Annotated in this window: 15 protein-coding genes; 13 read left to right on the top strand and 2 right to left on the bottom strand. The window is 66.9% G+C overall.

Features of this window, described 5'->3' with window-relative positions:
• Window positions 1–757 precede the first annotated feature (757 nt).
• From WAO18_RS24455 to WAO18_RS24410, 10 genes are all read left to right on the top strand, one after another.
• Entirely contained in the window at window positions 758–1018 is a 261-nt protein-coding gene (locus tag WAO18_RS24455; protein WP_422208802.1) for a glutaredoxin family protein, read from the top strand.
• A gap of 97 nt (window positions 1019–1115) precedes the next feature.
• On the top strand, window positions 1116–2462 hold the full coding sequence (locus WAO18_RS24450; protein ID WP_422208801.1) for a glutamyl-tRNA reductase: 1347 nt from the start codon (window positions 1116–1118) through the stop codon (window positions 2460–2462).
• 13 nt (window positions 2463–2475) lie between these two features.
• Window positions 2476–3402, top strand: a complete 927-nt coding sequence (gene hemC, locus WAO18_RS24445) for a hydroxymethylbilane synthase (protein WP_422208811.1) — start codon at window positions 2476–2478, stop codon at window positions 3400–3402.
• A 33-nt stretch (window positions 3403–3435) separates the two neighbouring features.
• Window positions 3436–5097, top strand: coding sequence for a uroporphyrinogen-III synthase (locus WAO18_RS24440; RefSeq protein ID WP_422208800.1), 1662 nt, complete (start codon window positions 3436–3438; stop codon window positions 5095–5097).
• A gap of 52 nt (window positions 5098–5149) precedes the next feature.
• Window positions 5150–6127 carry a porphobilinogen synthase gene (gene hemB, locus WAO18_RS24435; RefSeq protein WP_422208810.1) on the top strand — a complete coding sequence of 326 codons (978 nt, stop codon included), beginning with the start codon at window positions 5150–5152 and terminating at the stop codon, window positions 6125–6127.
• Window positions 6124–6552, top strand: a complete 429-nt coding sequence (locus WAO18_RS24430) for a hypothetical protein (RefSeq protein ID WP_422208799.1) — start codon at window positions 6124–6126, stop codon at window positions 6550–6552. Before hemB ends, WAO18_RS24430 begins: the two co-directional genes overlap by 4 nt.
• 117 nt (window positions 6553–6669) lie before the next feature.
• Complete coding sequence (locus tag WAO18_RS24425; protein WP_422208798.1) at window positions 6670–7260, top strand: LppA family lipoprotein; 591 nt, start codon at window positions 6670–6672, stop codon at window positions 7258–7260.
• Between the two features lie 56 nt (window positions 7261–7316).
• On the top strand, window positions 7317–7856 hold the full coding sequence (locus WAO18_RS24420) for a DUF3093 domain-containing protein (protein ID WP_422208797.1): 540 nt from the start codon (window positions 7317–7319) through the stop codon (window positions 7854–7856).
• Window positions 7853–8107, top strand: a complete 255-nt coding sequence (locus WAO18_RS24415; protein WP_422208796.1) for a hypothetical protein — start codon at window positions 7853–7855, stop codon at window positions 8105–8107. Before WAO18_RS24420 ends, WAO18_RS24415 begins: the two co-directional genes overlap by 4 nt.
• Window positions 8108–8133: 26 nt before the next feature.
• Complete coding sequence (locus WAO18_RS24410; RefSeq protein WP_422208809.1) at window positions 8134–10263, top strand: heavy metal translocating P-type ATPase; 2130 nt, start codon at window positions 8134–8136, stop codon at window positions 10261–10263.
• On the opposite strand, the gene WAO18_RS24405 is transcribed toward WAO18_RS24410, so the two are convergent.
• The gene (locus WAO18_RS24405) at window positions 10230–11036 is read right to left on the bottom strand and encodes an alpha/beta hydrolase (RefSeq protein ID WP_422208808.1); all 807 of its coding nucleotides are present in this window, start codon (window positions 11034–11036) and stop codon (window positions 10230–10232) included. The genes WAO18_RS24410 and WAO18_RS24405 overlap by 34 nt on opposite strands.
• Before the next feature lie 183 nt (window positions 11037–11219).
• Here WAO18_RS24405 and WAO18_RS24400 point away from each other — a divergent pair, with 183 nt between their 5' ends.
• Genes WAO18_RS24400 through WAO18_RS24390 form a run of 3 tightly spaced genes read left to right on the top strand, consistent with a single transcriptional unit; the run spans window position 11220 to window position 14085 of the window.
• Window positions 11220–12083, top strand: a complete 864-nt coding sequence (locus WAO18_RS24400) for an oxygenase MpaB family protein (protein WP_422208795.1) — start codon at window positions 11220–11222, stop codon at window positions 12081–12083.
• A complete protein-coding gene (locus WAO18_RS24395; RefSeq protein ID WP_422208794.1) occupies window positions 12070–12681 on the top strand; it encodes a helix-turn-helix domain-containing protein in 612 nt (203 codons plus the stop codon). The genes WAO18_RS24400 and WAO18_RS24395 overlap by 14 nt, the downstream gene beginning before the upstream one ends.
• Window positions 12682–12738: 57 nt before the next feature.
• On the top strand, window positions 12739–14085 hold the full coding sequence (locus WAO18_RS24390; protein WP_422208807.1) for an amino acid permease: 1347 nt from the start codon (window positions 12739–12741) through the stop codon (window positions 14083–14085).
• On the opposite strand, the gene WAO18_RS24385 is transcribed toward WAO18_RS24390, so the two are convergent.
• The gene (locus WAO18_RS24385; protein WP_422208793.1) at window positions 14082–14477 is read right to left on the bottom strand and encodes a nitroreductase family deazaflavin-dependent oxidoreductase; all 396 of its coding nucleotides are present in this window, start codon (window positions 14475–14477) and stop codon (window positions 14082–14084) included. The genes WAO18_RS24390 and WAO18_RS24385 overlap by 4 nt on opposite strands.
• Between the last annotated feature and the right edge of the window lie 87 nt (window positions 14478–14564).

The following is a 14564-nucleotide window of genomic DNA, read 5'->3' as shown; positions in this document are numbered from 1 at the left end:
GCGCTACCGCTCGCGCTACTCACTTGCAGAGCTCCAGCGCATGATCGAACCCCGCATTCCCTTCTTTTATCAGAGCGGACTGCGCCGGGTCGTCATTTCTGGCGTCGGCCAGGTAGTTTGCGCCGAGATCGAGCATGACTTCCGTCAATTTCTTTATCGCGGTCGCGAGTTCTGAGGGCGCCGCAGCGTCCAGGTGGTCGCGGAGATACCAAGCACCGCTGATAATTGCTAGCCGTGCGTCGGCGCCTTGAGCCTCCGCCATGGCGGGATCATTGCTCTGCCCGACATTCGTACCCGCGTGGAGCATCGTTCCCTTATGCACCAGGTCTAATGCCTTGCAGACGCGTGTCTTTGCATCTGAAGTTTGTTGCTCGGTGAACGCCGGGCCCGCTGGATGCGTAGGCGTAGGGGGTGGTGAGGGGCGAAACCAACCAACAATCGCGAGGCCTGACGCGATAATCGCAAGCGCCAACGCGAGAAACGTCGGCCAGCGCGAAGGCCCGCGCGGCGGCGATGGCCATGCGGGTGATCCGGCCGTAGCGCCGGGAAACCCGGTCGGCGCGGCGGGGTACCCGCCCGGACCGTGCGCGGCAGAATGCCCACTTGGCGGCTGTTCCGACATGTTGCCGATGGTATCGCTGATCACCGGTTCCGGTATTCACCATGGCAATCCGTTACTGCCCCGCCGGCGGGCAGCCGCTGAACCTCTCAACGATTAAAAACCTCTGCAAATGAACCGAACTGCGACACTGAGCCCATGAGCCGCCGTCAAGTCCAGCTGTTGACCCGTGCTGGCTGCACGATCTGCGACGGGGTCCACGCCCAACTCAAGCGGCTCGCTGAAGAACTCGACTTCGACCTGTCGACCACCGACGTGGACGCCGAAGCAGAGAAAGGCGACAGCAGCTTGAGGGCCGAGTTCGGCGACCGGCTGCCGGTGGTCCTGCTCGACGGCCGCGAACACAGCTACTGGGAGCTCGACGAGCCCCGCCTGCGCATCGACCTGGCCAACGGGTGACTTCAGCTTAAATTTGGTGGCCCATCAGGTAACCGTCTACGGTGGACACCAGTCAATTCACCGGTGTTAGCAAGGGAGCAGGCCAGGTGATTCAGCCGTGAGCGTCCTGCTCTTCGGTGTGTCGCACCGCAGCGCGCCGGTCTCCGTTTTGGAGCAGCTCAGCACCGACGAATCCGAGCAAGTCAAGATCGTCGACCGGATCATGCAGTCGCCGCTGGTGACCGAGGCCATGATGCTGTCTACCTGCAACCGCGTCGAGGTGTACGCGGTCGTCGACGCCTTCCACGGGGGTCTGTCGGCCATCGGCCAGGTCCTCGCCGAGCAGTCCGGCATGTCAGTGTCCGACCTCACCAAATACGCCTACGTCCGCTATAGCGAGGCCGCCGTCGAGCATCTGTTCGCCGTGGCCAGCGGCCTGGATTCGGCAGTGGTCGGCGAGCAGCAGGTGCTCGGCCAGGTCCGTCGCGCCTACGCCGGCGCGGAGTCGAATCGCACCGTAGGCCGGGTGCTCCACGAGCTGGCCCAGCGGGCGCTGGCGGTGGGCAAACGCGTGCATTCCGAGACCGGCATCGACGCCGCAGGCGCGTCGGTGGTCTCGGTCGCACTCGGCATGGCCGACACCAAAGTCGGTGGCCTGCAGGGCAAGACCGCCGCCGTCATCGGCGCCGGAGCGATGGGCGCGCTTTCGGCTGCCCACCTGACCCGGGCCGGCATTGAGAAGGTCTACGTCGTGAACCGGTCGCTGCCCCGCGCGCAGCGGCTGGCCCGCAAAATTCGCGAATCCGGTACCGCCGCTGAAGCATTGAGCCTGGAAAATCTGGCCACCGCGCTGGCCGACGCCGACGTCGTGGTCAGCTGCACTGGGGCCGTGCGTCCGGTGGTGTCGCTGGCCGATGTGCACAACACCCTGGCCGCCGCCAGTCGGCAGGCGGATCAGCCGCTGGTGATGTGCGACCTGGGCATGCCACGCGACGTCGACCCGGCGGTTTCCGGACTGCCCGGCGTCTGGGTGGTCGACATGGACCGTGTGCAGCGGGAACCGTCGGCCCAGGCCGCTGCGGCCGATGCCGACGCCGCCCGCCACCTCGTCGCCGCTGAAGTCGCCACCTACCTGGCCGGACAGCGGATGGCCGAGGTGACGCCGACGGTCACCGCGCTGCGTCAGCGCGCCGCCGACGTCGTCGAGGCCGAACTGCTGCGCCTGGACCACCGGCTGCCCGCCCTGGAAGCCACCCACCGCGACGAGGTCGCCCGCACGGTGCGCCGCGTCGTCGACAAGCTGCTGCACGCGCCCACTGTGCGGATCAAGCAGCTGGCCAGCGCTCCCGGCGGCGATAGCTACGCCGAGGCGCTAAGAGAGCTGTTCGAGCTCGACCAGACCGCTGTTGACGCCGTCGCCACCGCGGGCGAATTGCCCTCTGTACCAACTGATTCGGCTGAGTAGCCGCTTGGTCGACGTGATCCGTATAGGTACCCGTGGCAGTTTGCTGGCCACTACCCAGGCCGGCGGCATCCGAGACGCCCTGGCGGCCAAAGGCCACTCCGCCGAACTGGTGATCATCAGCACCGAAGGCGACCAATCGTCCGAGCCGATCGCCGACATCGGCGTCGGTGTTTTCACCGCTGCACTGCGCGAAGCCATCCACGACGGCCAGGTCGATATGGCGGTGCATTCCTACAAAGACTTGCCGACAGCCGAGGACCCGCGGTTCCTGATCGCTGCCATCCCGCCGCGGGAAGACGCCCGCGATGCGCTGGTGGCCCGGGACGGATTGGTGCTGGGAGAGCTGCCGGCAGGCGCTGTAGTGGGCACTTCATCGCCCCGAAGGGCGGCACAGCTTAGAGCACTGGGTCTCGGTTTGGAAATTCGCCCCCTACGAGGCAACCTAGACACCAGGTTGAACAGGGTAAGCAGTGGTGATCTGGACGCGATCGTGGTTGCCCGGGCGGGTCTGACCCGGCTGGGACGTCTTGACGACGTCACCGAGACGCTGGAACCGGTGCAGATGCTGCCGGCGCCGGCGCAAGGAGCTCTCGCCATCGAGTGCCGCTCCGGGGATTCCCGGCTGGCAGCACTGCTGGCAGAGCTGGACGACGCCGACACCCGTGCGTCCGTCACCGCCGAGCGTGCCCTGCTCGCCGAACTGGAGGCGGGTTGTTCCGCGCCGGTGGGGGCGATCGCTGAAGTGGTCGAATCCATCGACGAAGACGGCCGCGTCTTCGAGGAGCTGTCGCTGCGCAGCTGTGTGGCGGCGCTCGACGGATCCGACGTGATCCGCGCGTCCGGTATCGGCAGTCCGGATCGGGCACGGGAGCTCGGGCTCTCGGTGGCCGCCGAGCTGTTCGACTTGGGCGCACGGGAACTCATGTCGAGTGCGCGGTAGCAACCCGCGCTCGAGAACGAGGTAGGAGCGACGATGACGACGCGAGGGCGTAAGCCGAGGCCCGGCCGCATCATGTTCGTGGGTTCGGGTCCTGGCGACCCGGCTCTGCTGACGACGCGGGCTGCTTCGGTACTGGCAAATGCCCCCCTGGTGTTCATTGACCCCGACGTGCCCGAGCCTGTGCTGGCGTTGATCGGCAAGGATCTGCCCCCGGTGTCCGGGCCCGCGCAGGCCGAGCCGGCGGCCGGCGGAGCCGGCGAGGACCCAGCGGGGACTGGCACCGACGAACAACCCGCCGCCGTGGTGTCGGTGGGACCCGACATCCGGCCCGCGTTGGGCGACCCGGCCGAGGTGGCCAAGACGCTGGTCACCGAAGCACGCACCGGAGCTGACGTGGTGCGCCTGGTGTCCGGCGACCCGCTTTCGGTAGACGCGGTGATCACCGAGGTGAACGCCGTGGCCCGCAGCCACCTGCATTTTGAGATCGTGCCTGGCCTGGCCGCCAGCGACGCCGTGCCGACCTATGCGGGGTTGCCGCTCGGCTCGTCGCACACCGTGGCCGACGTGCGCGGCGATGTGGACTGGGGTGCACTGGCCGCCGGCCCGGGCCCGCTGATCCTTCAGGCCACGTCCTCACACGTGGCCGACGCGGCCCGCACGCTGATCGAGTACGGCCTGGCCGACACCACCCCGTGCGTGGTGACGTCCTCCGGGACCACCTGCGCGCAGCGTTCGGTGGAGTCGACGCTGGGTGGGCTGACCGATGCGAACCTGCTCGCCAACACGGACGGCGCTGCGCCGCCGTCGGTGGTGGTCACGATCGGTAAGACGGTGGCCAACCGCGCCAAGCTGAACTGGTGGGAGAGTCGCGCACTGTACGGCTGGACCGTGCTGGTGCCTCGCACCAAGGATCAGGCCGGCGAGATGAGCGAACGGCTGACCGCGCACGGCGCGCTGCCGATCGAGGTGCCGACCATTGCCGTCGAGCCGCCGCGCAGCCCCGCGCAAATGGAGCGCGCGGTCAAGGGTCTGGTCGACGGCCGCTACCAGTGGGTGGTGTTCACCTCCACCACCGCGGTGCGCGCGGTGTGGGAGAAGTTCGGTGAGTTCGGTCTGGACGCCCGCGCATTCTCCGGCGTGAAGATCGCCTGCGTCGGAGAATCGACCGCAGACCGGGTGCGCGCGTTCGGCATCAGCCCCGAGCTGGTGCCCTCAGGTGAGCAGTCGTCGCTTGGTCTGCTCGACGAATTCCCGGACTACGACAGCATTTTCGACCCGGTGAACCGGGTGCTACTGCCGCGTGCCGACATCGCCACCGAGACGCTGGCCGAGGGTCTGCGCGAGCGCGGCTGGGAGATCGAGGACGTCACCGCCTACCGGACCGTGCGGGCTGCCCCGCCGCCGGCGGCCACCCGCGAGATGATCAAGACCGGTGGCTTCGACGCGGTGTGCTTCACGTCGAGCTCGACGGTGCGCAACCTGGTCGGCATCGCCGGCAAGCCGCACGCACGTACCATCGTCGCCTGCATCGGCCCGAAAACCGCTGAGACCGCAGCCGAATTCGGTTTGCGCGTCGACGTGCAACCCGAGACCGCCGCGGTCGGCCCGCTGATCGAGGCGCTGGCCGAGCACGCCGCCCGGCTGCGCGCCGAGGGCGCGCTGCCGCCGCCGCGTAAGAAGAGCCGCAGGCGCTAGTGGCGATCGCAAGCGCGGCGAAGCCGGGCGCAGCGGGTCGCCGCCAAGGGGCCTGAGCGTGCGGCAGCGTCCGCGTCGACTTCGCTCCACGCCGGCGATGCGCCGGCTGGTGGCCCAAACATCGCTGGAGCCAAGGCATTTGGTGTTGCCGATGTTCGTCGCAGACGGTATCGACGAGCCGCAGCCAATCTCGTCGATGCCTGGCGTGGTGCAACACACCCGCGACTCGCTGCGCACCGCCGCGGCCGATGCTGTGGCAGCCGGCGTCGGCGGCTTGATGCTGTTCGGTGTCCCGCGCGCCGAGGACAAGGACGCGACCGGGTCGGCGGGTTCGGACCCCGACGGCATCCTCAACGTTGCGCTACGCGATCTGAGCAAGGACCTCGGCGACGCCACTGTGCTGATGGCCGACACCTGCCTGGATGAATTCACCGACCATGGCCACTGCGGCGTGCTCGACGCGCGCGGCCGGGTCGACAACGACGCCACCCTGAAGCGATATGTGGAACTGGCTGTCGCGCAAGCAAATTCGGGCGCTCACGTGGTGGGCCCCAGCGGCATGATGGACGGTCAGGTGGCGGCTATCCGCGACGGCCTGGACGCCGCCGGCCACACCGACGTCGTGATCCTGGCCTACGCCGCCAAATTCGCCTCGGCGTTCTACGGCCCGTTCCGGGAAGCGGTGAGCTCCAGCCTGTCCGGCGACCGGCGTACCTACCAGCAGGAGCCGGGCAATGCCCGCGAGGCGGTCCGCGAGGCGCAGCTCGACCTCGACGAAGGTGCCGACATCGTGATGGTCAAACCGGTGATGAGCTACCTCGACGTTGTCGCGGCCGTCGCCGGGATTTCGCCGGTGCCGGTCGCGGCCTATCAGGTATCAGGGGAGTACGCGATGATCGTGGCGGCCGCCGCCAACGGGTGGATCGACGAGCGAGCCGCCGCACTCGAGTCTTTGACCAGCATCCGGCGCGCCGGCGCCGACATCGTGCTGTCCTACTGGGACGCCGGCGCGGCGAACTGGTTGTCGTGACGGCTCCCGTTCCACCCGGACCGCAGCGGCCGACCCGGCCTGTTGACGTCGACACCGGCTTTTGGTTGTGGCTGGTCGCGGTGCCGCTGATGCTGATCGGCTATGCCGCCGACATCGTCGGCTCGTCGCATGGTCACGGGTCGACACCGCTTTACCTCGCGTCGGGGCTGTTCACCGCGGTGCTGTGCGCGATCGTCGTGACCTTCTTGATCTTGATGCGGGCCGGATACCGCTGGGCTCGAACTGTTTTGAGCGGCGGGGCGATGGCTACCGTGGTTTACGTCGGCATCCGGCTATTCACGGTGACCTGGCCGCCGATGTATGCCGTCGCGTGTGGCGTCGCCGGCATCACCGGATCGGTGCTGATTGCCGGCGGAGGGTTCTTGTTGCACCGCAGCGACGCGCACAACTACTTCACCCGGTGAGCGCTCGACGAGTGAAGTTCCAGGTCGAATATTGACCGGCTCGGCACTGGTGGCCATTCGGAACATTCGCGCGATGATGGAACGGAGTCACCGGTACGGCGAAGGAAGGACACTGAGATGGGTCGTCCACGATGGTCCATGGTGATCGTCCCGGCGATGGCGGTGTTGGCGTCGGGATGTCACTACGACCAGCACCCATGGCCGAAACCCGGGCAAGCGCCTGCGACGACGCTGGAAAATCAACTGAGTCAACGGGATTCGCTTCAGGATGCGGCAAACGATCTGGTCGAGGTTGCCGCGGCCATTCGTGAAGCAGTGCAGCGCGCATATCCCGCGGCCAAGTGGACGACGACGTCCAACGGAGGCCAATCCGGTTGTCCGCCGCCGTTCACATTCCTGAGTGGCTCGATCTACCAATTGCCGAATTGGCAGTCGCCCGCGCCGGCCTCACCTGCCGGTGCCCACGCGGTCGTCTCGGCCGCAGCCGAGGTGCTCAAGGCGCATGGTGTCGACAAAATCGACAGACATACCGGGCGATCGGTGAGCGGGCCATTGCCCCGCGACCACGGCACGCTGGAATTCGCCATCCGCACGCCGGTGGGTTCGAATCCCTCCGACATGGTGGTGTCGGGGGCAACGGGATGTCATCACGTGGCCTCCGGCCCGGGCCCGTGGAATACATCGTCGACGCCAACTCCTACCCGATGAGCCGCCGGTAGGCCCCAGGTTGTTTGGCCGCTGGTCCAGCAAGGGATGATGGGGGCGTGACTGCCCGTACGGACACCGAAGCAGCGCCGCTCTTTCGCGAGGTCGGTGCCACTTGGTACTGGGTGCTGGCCGGCCCGATATCGGCCGCAATCATGGCCTGGATCGAAAAGTCGAACGGCAACGGCTGGCAGATCTCGGTTCCGGTGTTCTTTCTGGTGGTGGTGACCAGCTTCATCGCATTGCAAGTCAAAGCGGCCCGCATCCACACCTCGGTCGTGCTCACCAATCAGACGCTGCGCCACGGCACCGAAACAATTCGGGTATCCGAGATCGTCAAGGTTTACCCGGAACCCGATCATCCGCTGGCATCGCAAAAAGACCTAGAGCGTTGGCAATCCGCCCGCGCGCTCGGCGAACTGGTCGGGGTGCCCAAGGGCCGGACCGGCATCGGATTGCGGCTCAGCGGCGGCCGCACCGCCCAGGCCTGGGCCCGCCGCCACCGTCATCTGCGCAACGCGCTGACGCCACTGGTTGAGGAGCGCGTCGGCCCCAACGATCCGCTGCTGAATGACGACGACGACAGTTCATCCAAGTGATGGTGCGTTTGCGCGCGTTCCTCGAGCTGGTGCTGGCCTGTGCCGCCGTCGTGGGCTGCGCGTTCAGCTGGTCGGCGGTGCGCTCCATCGTGGCCGTCGCCCCCGTCATCAAGGGCCACCCGCCGACCACCGCGGTGGTCTATGACCCCGCGCTCTTGCTGTTGACCCTGCTGCTGGCGACGGCTGCCGGAATGCTGACGGTGGTCGGCATCGCCCGGCTGCGCCGGGCGGCCCGTCCGACGACAGCGTGACCACCACCGATCTCGACCTACGCGGCATGACCTGCGCGTCGTGCGCTACCCGCGTCGAGGCTGCGTTGAATCGACTCGACGGCGTGCGGGCCGTGGTGAACCTCGCGCTCGAGCGCGCCCATGTCCAGCACGAGTCCGGGGTATCGGCCGGTGATTTGATCCGCGCAGTGGAGACGACGGGCTACCACGCGTCGGTAGCCGTCGACCTGTTCAGCCACGACGACCAGCCGCAAAATGAGCTGCGCTTACGTCTGGTCGGCTCGACGCTGCTGGCCATTCCGGTTGTCGCGGTGTCGATGGTGATGGGCTGGCAATTCGCTGGCTGGCAGTGGCTGGCGTTGGCGCTGACGACACCGGTCGTCGCGTGGGGCGGTTACCCGTTTCACCGGCTGGCGCTGCTCGGGGCCCGGCATCACACCTCGACGATGGACACCCTGGTGTCGCTGGGCACGCTGGCCGCCTATCTGTGGTCGACGGCAGCGGTAGTGCGCGGGGCCGGACCGGTCTACTTTGAGGTCGCGGCCGCGGTCACCGTGTTCCAGTTGGCCGGCCGCTATGCCGAGGCGCGGGCCAAGCATGCGTCCGGGGCGGCGCTGCGCTCACTGTTGAGTTTGGGAGCCAAGGACGCGACGGTGTTGCGTGACGGCGACGAGATGCGCGTTCCGGTCGGGCATCTGCAGGTCGGCGACGTCATCGTGGTGCGGCCGGGGGAGCGGATCGCGACCGACGGCGTAATCGTCGGCGGCGCAACGGCATTGGATACCTCGGCGATGACCGGTGAGCCGATGCCAGTCGATGTGACCGCGGGCGATTCAGTGGTCGGTGGCTCGCTGAACACCTACGGCCGGGTGCTGGTGCGTGCCGGCCGGGTCGGCGCCGACACCCAGCTGGCCCGGATGGCCAAGCTGGTCAGCGACGCGCAGAACAACAAGGCGCCGGTGCAGCGGATGGCCGACCGGGTTGCGGCCGTATTTGTGCCTGCGGTGCTGGTGATCGCCGCGGCGACGATGACATGCTGGATGTTGGACGGCCGGCCTGCGGCGTCGGCGTTCACTGCGGCCGTCGCGGTGCTGATCATCGCCTGCCCGTGTGCGCTCGGGCTGGCCACCCCGACCGCGATCCTGGTCGGCACCGGGCGCGGCGCGCAGCTGGGCATCCTGATCAAAGACCCGCGGCTGCTGGAGACCGTCGACGGCGTCGACACCGTTGTGTTCGACAAGACCGGAACCGTGACGACCGGCGCGATGGCCGTGCACGAAATCCAGCCGCGGCCAGGCGAAGACGCCGACCTCGTGCTGGCCCGCGCGGCCGTCGTCGAATCGGCCTCCGAGCATCCGGTGGCGGCGGCGATCGTGGCGGCCGCCCACGCCCGCGGGCTGGCGCCTCGCACCGGCCCTCAGGGGTTCGTCAACGATCCGGGCACCGGGGTCGTCGGCGTAGTCGACGATGTCGAAGTGGCGGTGTCCCGGGCCGGGTCGCTGGCCGGCGTCGACCTGCTCGCGCCGTCGACCCGTCAGACGGCGGTCCAGGTGACGTGGGCCGGGCAGGTTCGCGGCGTCATCACGCTGGCCGACCGGGTCAAGCCCGGCAGCGCCGATGCGATCGCCGACCTCAAGGCAATGGGCATTACCCCGATGCTGCTCACCGGCGACAGCGCGGAGGTGGCCCAGCAGGTCGCCGACGCGATAGGCATCGCACCGGCCGACGTGATCGCCGGAGTGCTGCCCACCGAAAAGGCGGACGCCATCAAGCGTTTGCAGGCGCAAGGCCGAACGGTGGCCATGGTCGGCGATGGCGTCAACGATTCGGTGGCACTGGCCGTCGCCGACATCGGCATGGCGATGGGTAGTGGTGCCGACGCCGCGATCGACGCGGGCGACCTGACGCTGATGCGTACCGACGTGCGGACCGTGCCGACCGCGCTGCGGCTGTCGGCGCGCACACTGCGCACCATCCGGATGAACCTGTTCTGGGCGTTCGCCTACAACGCCGCGGCTATCCCGCTGGCGGCGATGGGTCTGCTCAACCCGATGATCGCCGGTGCGACAATGGCCTGCTCGTCGTTACTTGTGGTGACAAACAGCTTGCGGCTCAAGCAGTTTGAAAATCAGCCACGTCAGGATCACAGCCAGGCAAGCTCGCCGGGCAGCTGCTGACGCCAGTACGCCTCGTCATGTCCACCGGGCGAGAATCCGCCCGCGGGCGGCGTGCGTAGCTGGGCGATGAACTGGTAAGTGGCCGGGGCGAAGCGATCGTCGTTGCCACAGTCGATCCGTAGCGGAATCGCCGACAGCGCCGGCAGCCCGAATACGGTGTTCTGGGTCCAGTCGTCGTAGCTGTCGAACGCGCCGAGCGTGCTGGCGGTGTAGGACTGGTAGAGCGCCGGGCTGACCGCGCATATCCCGGCGGTGCGCGCCGGACCCAGCCGGGCCCCCAGCAGCATCGCGCCGTAGGCGCCCATCGACCAGCCGATGAAACCCACCCGCGTGGTGTCCAGGCCCATTGTCGACAGCATCGGGATCAACTCGTTGACCACCATCGCGCCCGCGTCCTCGCCGCCGGCTCGCCGGTGCCAGTAGCTGTCGCCGCCGTCGACGGCGACCACGGCATACGGGGGCCGGCCGGCCTTGACCAGATCGCCGAGTATTTGTTCGACGCCGAAGCTCATCACCTGCTTGGCATTGCCGCGCACTCCGTGCAGCGCGATTACCGGGCGCAGCGGCCCGGTCTGGCCGGGTGGCCTGGCGATGATGTAGTTCGTCAGCACACCACCGCGGGCCGCCGAGATGAATGAGCCGGAGACCTTGGTCGGAAATGGAGCTGCGACGGGTGGTGGCGGCGGTGCTGCCGGGTCGAACGGGCTGGGGTCGGCCGGTACCTGCGTGGGATCGACCAAGGCGTCGAAAGCCCAGATTCCCGCCGCTCCCATAACGGCACTAGCGCCCAGCCGCAGCGCAGCACGGCGGGAAAGCTCAGGCACGACGGATATATTGCCGTTCTGGTCAGCGGCGTCGGCCAAGGCACGCCGGGCCCAAAGGCAACATGGCGATCACAGTTTGTCTACATCCAGGCGGCATTTGGTACAAAGTGCAAAATATGTAACACTGTCCCAATGACTGAGCTGAGCGAGCCGTCTGCGATCAAGGCAACTGACGAAGCCCTGCCGCTGGGGCCGGAGTCCTTGGTGTGGCGCTACTTCGGCGACAACCGGATGTTCCTGATCGGGCCGCGGCCCGCGGTGCTGCAAAACATGCTCGCCGAGCTCGGACAGGGCGTGTTGGACCATTCGGTGTTCTTCGATGACACCTCAGCCCGGATCAAGCGTTCGTTGCCGCCGATCTTCAAGACCGTCTACGGGTCCGACGACGACAACACCGGCCAGCAGGTGCGCGACTTCCACCACCAGATCAAGGGTGAAATGCCCAGCGGCGAGCGGTATCACGCGCTGGATCCCGATACCTATTACTGGGCGCACGCCACCTTCGTCGAGCAGGTACTCTATTTCGCCGACACCTTCGTCAAGCGTCTGACCTACGCGGAGAAGGAGCAGATCTACCTCGAGTCGAAGACCTGGTATCGCCGCTACGGGGTCAGCGAACGCCCGATGCCCGCGAACTACCAGGAATTCGAGCGGTACTGGGAGCACATGATGGAGCGCGTCATGGTCGCGCACCCCACCGCGAAATACGGTGTGGGATATGTGACTAAGGGATTCCCGTGCCCGAAGGGCGTGCCGCTGTTGGTGTGGCGGATGCTCGCGCCGGTGTTCAACCCGGTCGCTGCGTTCTTGACCACCGGGGGCATGCCACCGCGGGGCCGTGCCCTGCTCGGTCTGCCCTGGAGCGACCGCCAGGAACTTCGCTACCAGCGATTCGCCGCGGTGTGGCGATCGCGACCGGTGAACTGGCTGTGGGAGCATCTGCCGATGCGACTGCGCTACAACGGATTTGCCAGAGCAGGCTATGCCCGCGGATAATCCCGTTAGCCCCGTCGACCCGTCCACCCACGCGATCCTCGACGCTGCCGTGGTCGAGTTTGCGCAGCATGGCTTTCGGCGGGTCGCGCTCGACGACGTCGCCCGCCGCGCCGGAGTCAGCCGAACCACCATCTACCGGCGCTTCGCCGGCCGAGACGAGCTGGTCGCCGCCGTTATCGATCGCGAGAATGCGGTACTTTTCGCCAACATCGCCGACGAGCTGAAAAGTCGTCGGCCGCAGTCGAATTACTACGTCGAAGCATTCACGCTGTCGATCATGCGGTTCCGGCAGCATCGGGTGCTCACCCGAATGCTCGCCGACGAGCCCGGCCTGATGCTGGAGCTGGCGCACCAGCACTGGGATGCCGCCGTCGAGCGGATGGCGGGCGCGCTGCGGGTCATCTTCCCCGAGGGCTTCGCCGAGCAGATCGGCGCTGACGCCGTCGATGAGTTGGCCGACACCATCTTGCGTTACGCCGCGATGTTGTTGTTGATGCCGGCGCGCCAACCGATGGTCGATGCCGAGGATGTTCGGGCGTTTGCCACCGCGCACTTCCTGCCCAGCCTGCCTGCGGCGCTGCGCGCCTTACCGGTGTGATGTGCGCGCGCCAGCAAGGGTAAGTGTTAGCGTCCGGTAATGCCGGAGACCCACGAGATGGCTGCCACACCGCAACTGCAACAAGGGTTGTCGCAACGGCAGCTGATGATGATCGCCATCGGTGGGATCATCGGCGCCGGCTTTTTCGTCGGATCGGGTGTCGTCATCGGCAAGGCCGGCCCGTCCGCAGTCCTGACCTACGCACTCTGCGGCGTGTTGATCATCCTGGTGATGCGGATGCTCGGCGAGATGGCCACCGCCAACCCGTCGACCGGTTCGTTCGCCGAATACGCGCGACAAGCGCTGGGCGGCTGGGCGGGGTTCTCGGTCGGCTGGCTGTATTGGTACTACTGGGTGATCGTCGTCGGCTTCGAAGCCGTCGCTGGGGCCAAGGTCATCACCTACTGGTTCCACGCGCCGTTGTGGCTGCTATCGCTGATCTTGATGCTGTTGATGACGGCGACGAATCTGTTCTCGGTGTCGTCCTACGGCGAGTTCGAATTCTGGTTCGCTGGAATCAAAGTCGCGACCATCGTGCTCTTTCTGCTGCTCGGCGCGATGTACGCCTTCGGACTGTGGCCGCATCGGCATGCGGACTTCTCCAACCTGCACGCTCACGGCGGGTTCTTCCCCAACGGGCTGCACGGCGCCTTCGGCGCGATCGTGGTGGTGATCTTCTCGATGGTCGGTGCGGAGGTTGCGACCATCGCCGCTGCCGAAACCCCCGATCCGCAGCGGGCGGTCCAGCGGGCGACGAACGCGGTGGCCGCCCGCATCGCGATTTTCTTTGTGGGCTCGGTCTTTTTGCTGACGGTGATACTGCCGTGGAAATCCGTGCAGGCCGGCTCCTCGCCGTTCGTCGCCGCGTTGAAACAGATCGGCATACCCGGCGCCGATCATGTGATGAACGCGGTCGTGCTCACTGCCGTGCTGTCCTGCCTGAACTCGGGGCTGTACAGCGCGTCCCGGGTGTTGTTCGCTCTCGCCGGTAAACACGAAGCGCCGGCCCGGATGCTCCACGTCAGCCGACGCGGTGTGCCCTACCTCGCGATCGCGTGCTCGTCGGTGGTCGGCTTTCTGTGCGTCATCATGGCCGCGGTCTCACCGAATACGGTGTTCTTGTTCCTGCTGAATTCGTCCGGCGCGATCGTACTGTTCGTCTACCTGTTGATTGCGTTGTCGCAGATAGTGTTACGCCGCAAGACGCCGCCGGCGAACCTGCGGGTCAAGATGTGGTTCTTCCCGGCGCTGTCGATCCTGACGGTGGCCGGCATCGTTGCGGTGCTGGTGCAGATGGCCTTCGACAGCTCCGCGCGTATGCAGTTCTGGCTCAGCCTGCTGTCCTGGCTGGTCGTGGTCGCGCTGTACTTCGTAACCAAACGTGTTGCGGCCCGGGCTGATTAGCCAGTTTTCGTCAACAGCACTGCCTGCTCGAACGGCATCCTCGGGAAGACTCGCCGTGCGGCACCGGTGACGTGCTGCGCCGCCTGCTCCTTGGTGACGGTCTGCGGGTTGCTGACATGGAATGTTTTACCGTGGCGGCGCATCCGGCCGCCGCCGGCGGCGTTGAGGTTCTTCAGCCAGTCGCGGTCCGGGCCGTAGGTCAGCAGGATCGCCACGCCGGGCTTCCCGTCGACCTCGGCGTTGAAAACGCTCAACGGGGTGCGGTACTGCTTGCCGGAGCGCCGACCGACGTGCTCGAGGATGCCGAACGACGGGGCCCAGCCGGCCCACATTCGCTGAATGGGATTGGTCACGTGCCGGTTGAACCGGGCGAGCCGTTGCGGTAGTTGCATACCGCCATCCAACTCCTATCCCGCGGCCGACCTCAACCCCTCGCAATCCTGTCCCAACCAAGGCGGGGTTTGCTCCGAATGCCTATT

This window comes from Mycobacterium sp. (assembly GCF_049278535.1).
Taxonomy (GTDB): Bacteria; Actinomycetota; Actinomycetes; order Mycobacteriales; family Mycobacteriaceae; genus Mycobacterium.
Note: the sequence above shows the minus strand (reverse complement) of the source record. Positions and strands in the feature narration are given on the sequence as shown.

What these genes read in the sequence shown, in the direction of transcription:
- WAO18_RS24455 (WP_422208802.1), top strand. Translation starts at nt 758, where the DNA reads ATGAGCCGCCGTCAAGTCCAGCTGTTGACCCGTGCTGGCTGCACGATC.
- WAO18_RS24440 (WP_422208800.1), top strand. Translation starts at nt 3,436, where the DNA reads ATGACGACGCGAGGGCGTAAGCCGAGGCCCGGCCGCATCATGTTCGTG.
- WAO18_RS24425 (WP_422208798.1), top strand. Translation starts at nt 6,670, where the DNA reads ATGGGTCGTCCACGATGGTCCATGGTGATCGTCCCGGCGATGGCGGTG.
- WAO18_RS24410 (WP_422208809.1), top strand. Translation starts at nt 8,134, where the DNA reads ATGACCTGCGCGTCGTGCGCTACCCGCGTCGAGGCTGCGTTGAATCGA.
- WAO18_RS24405 (WP_422208808.1), bottom strand. Translation starts at nt 11,036, where the DNA reads ATGGGAGCGGCGGGAATCTGGGCTTTCGACGCCTTGGTCGATCCCACG.
- WAO18_RS24400 (WP_422208795.1), top strand. Translation starts at nt 11,220, where the DNA reads ATGACTGAGCTGAGCGAGCCGTCTGCGATCAAGGCAACTGACGAAGCC.
- WAO18_RS24395 (WP_422208794.1), top strand. Translation starts at nt 12,070, where the DNA reads ATGCCCGCGGATAATCCCGTTAGCCCCGTCGACCCGTCCACCCACGCG.
- WAO18_RS24390 (WP_422208807.1), top strand. Translation starts at nt 12,739, where the DNA reads ATGGCTGCCACACCGCAACTGCAACAAGGGTTGTCGCAACGGCAGCTG.
- WAO18_RS24385 (WP_422208793.1), bottom strand. Translation starts at nt 14,477, where the DNA reads ATGCAACTACCGCAACGGCTCGCCCGGTTCAACCGGCACGTGACCAAT.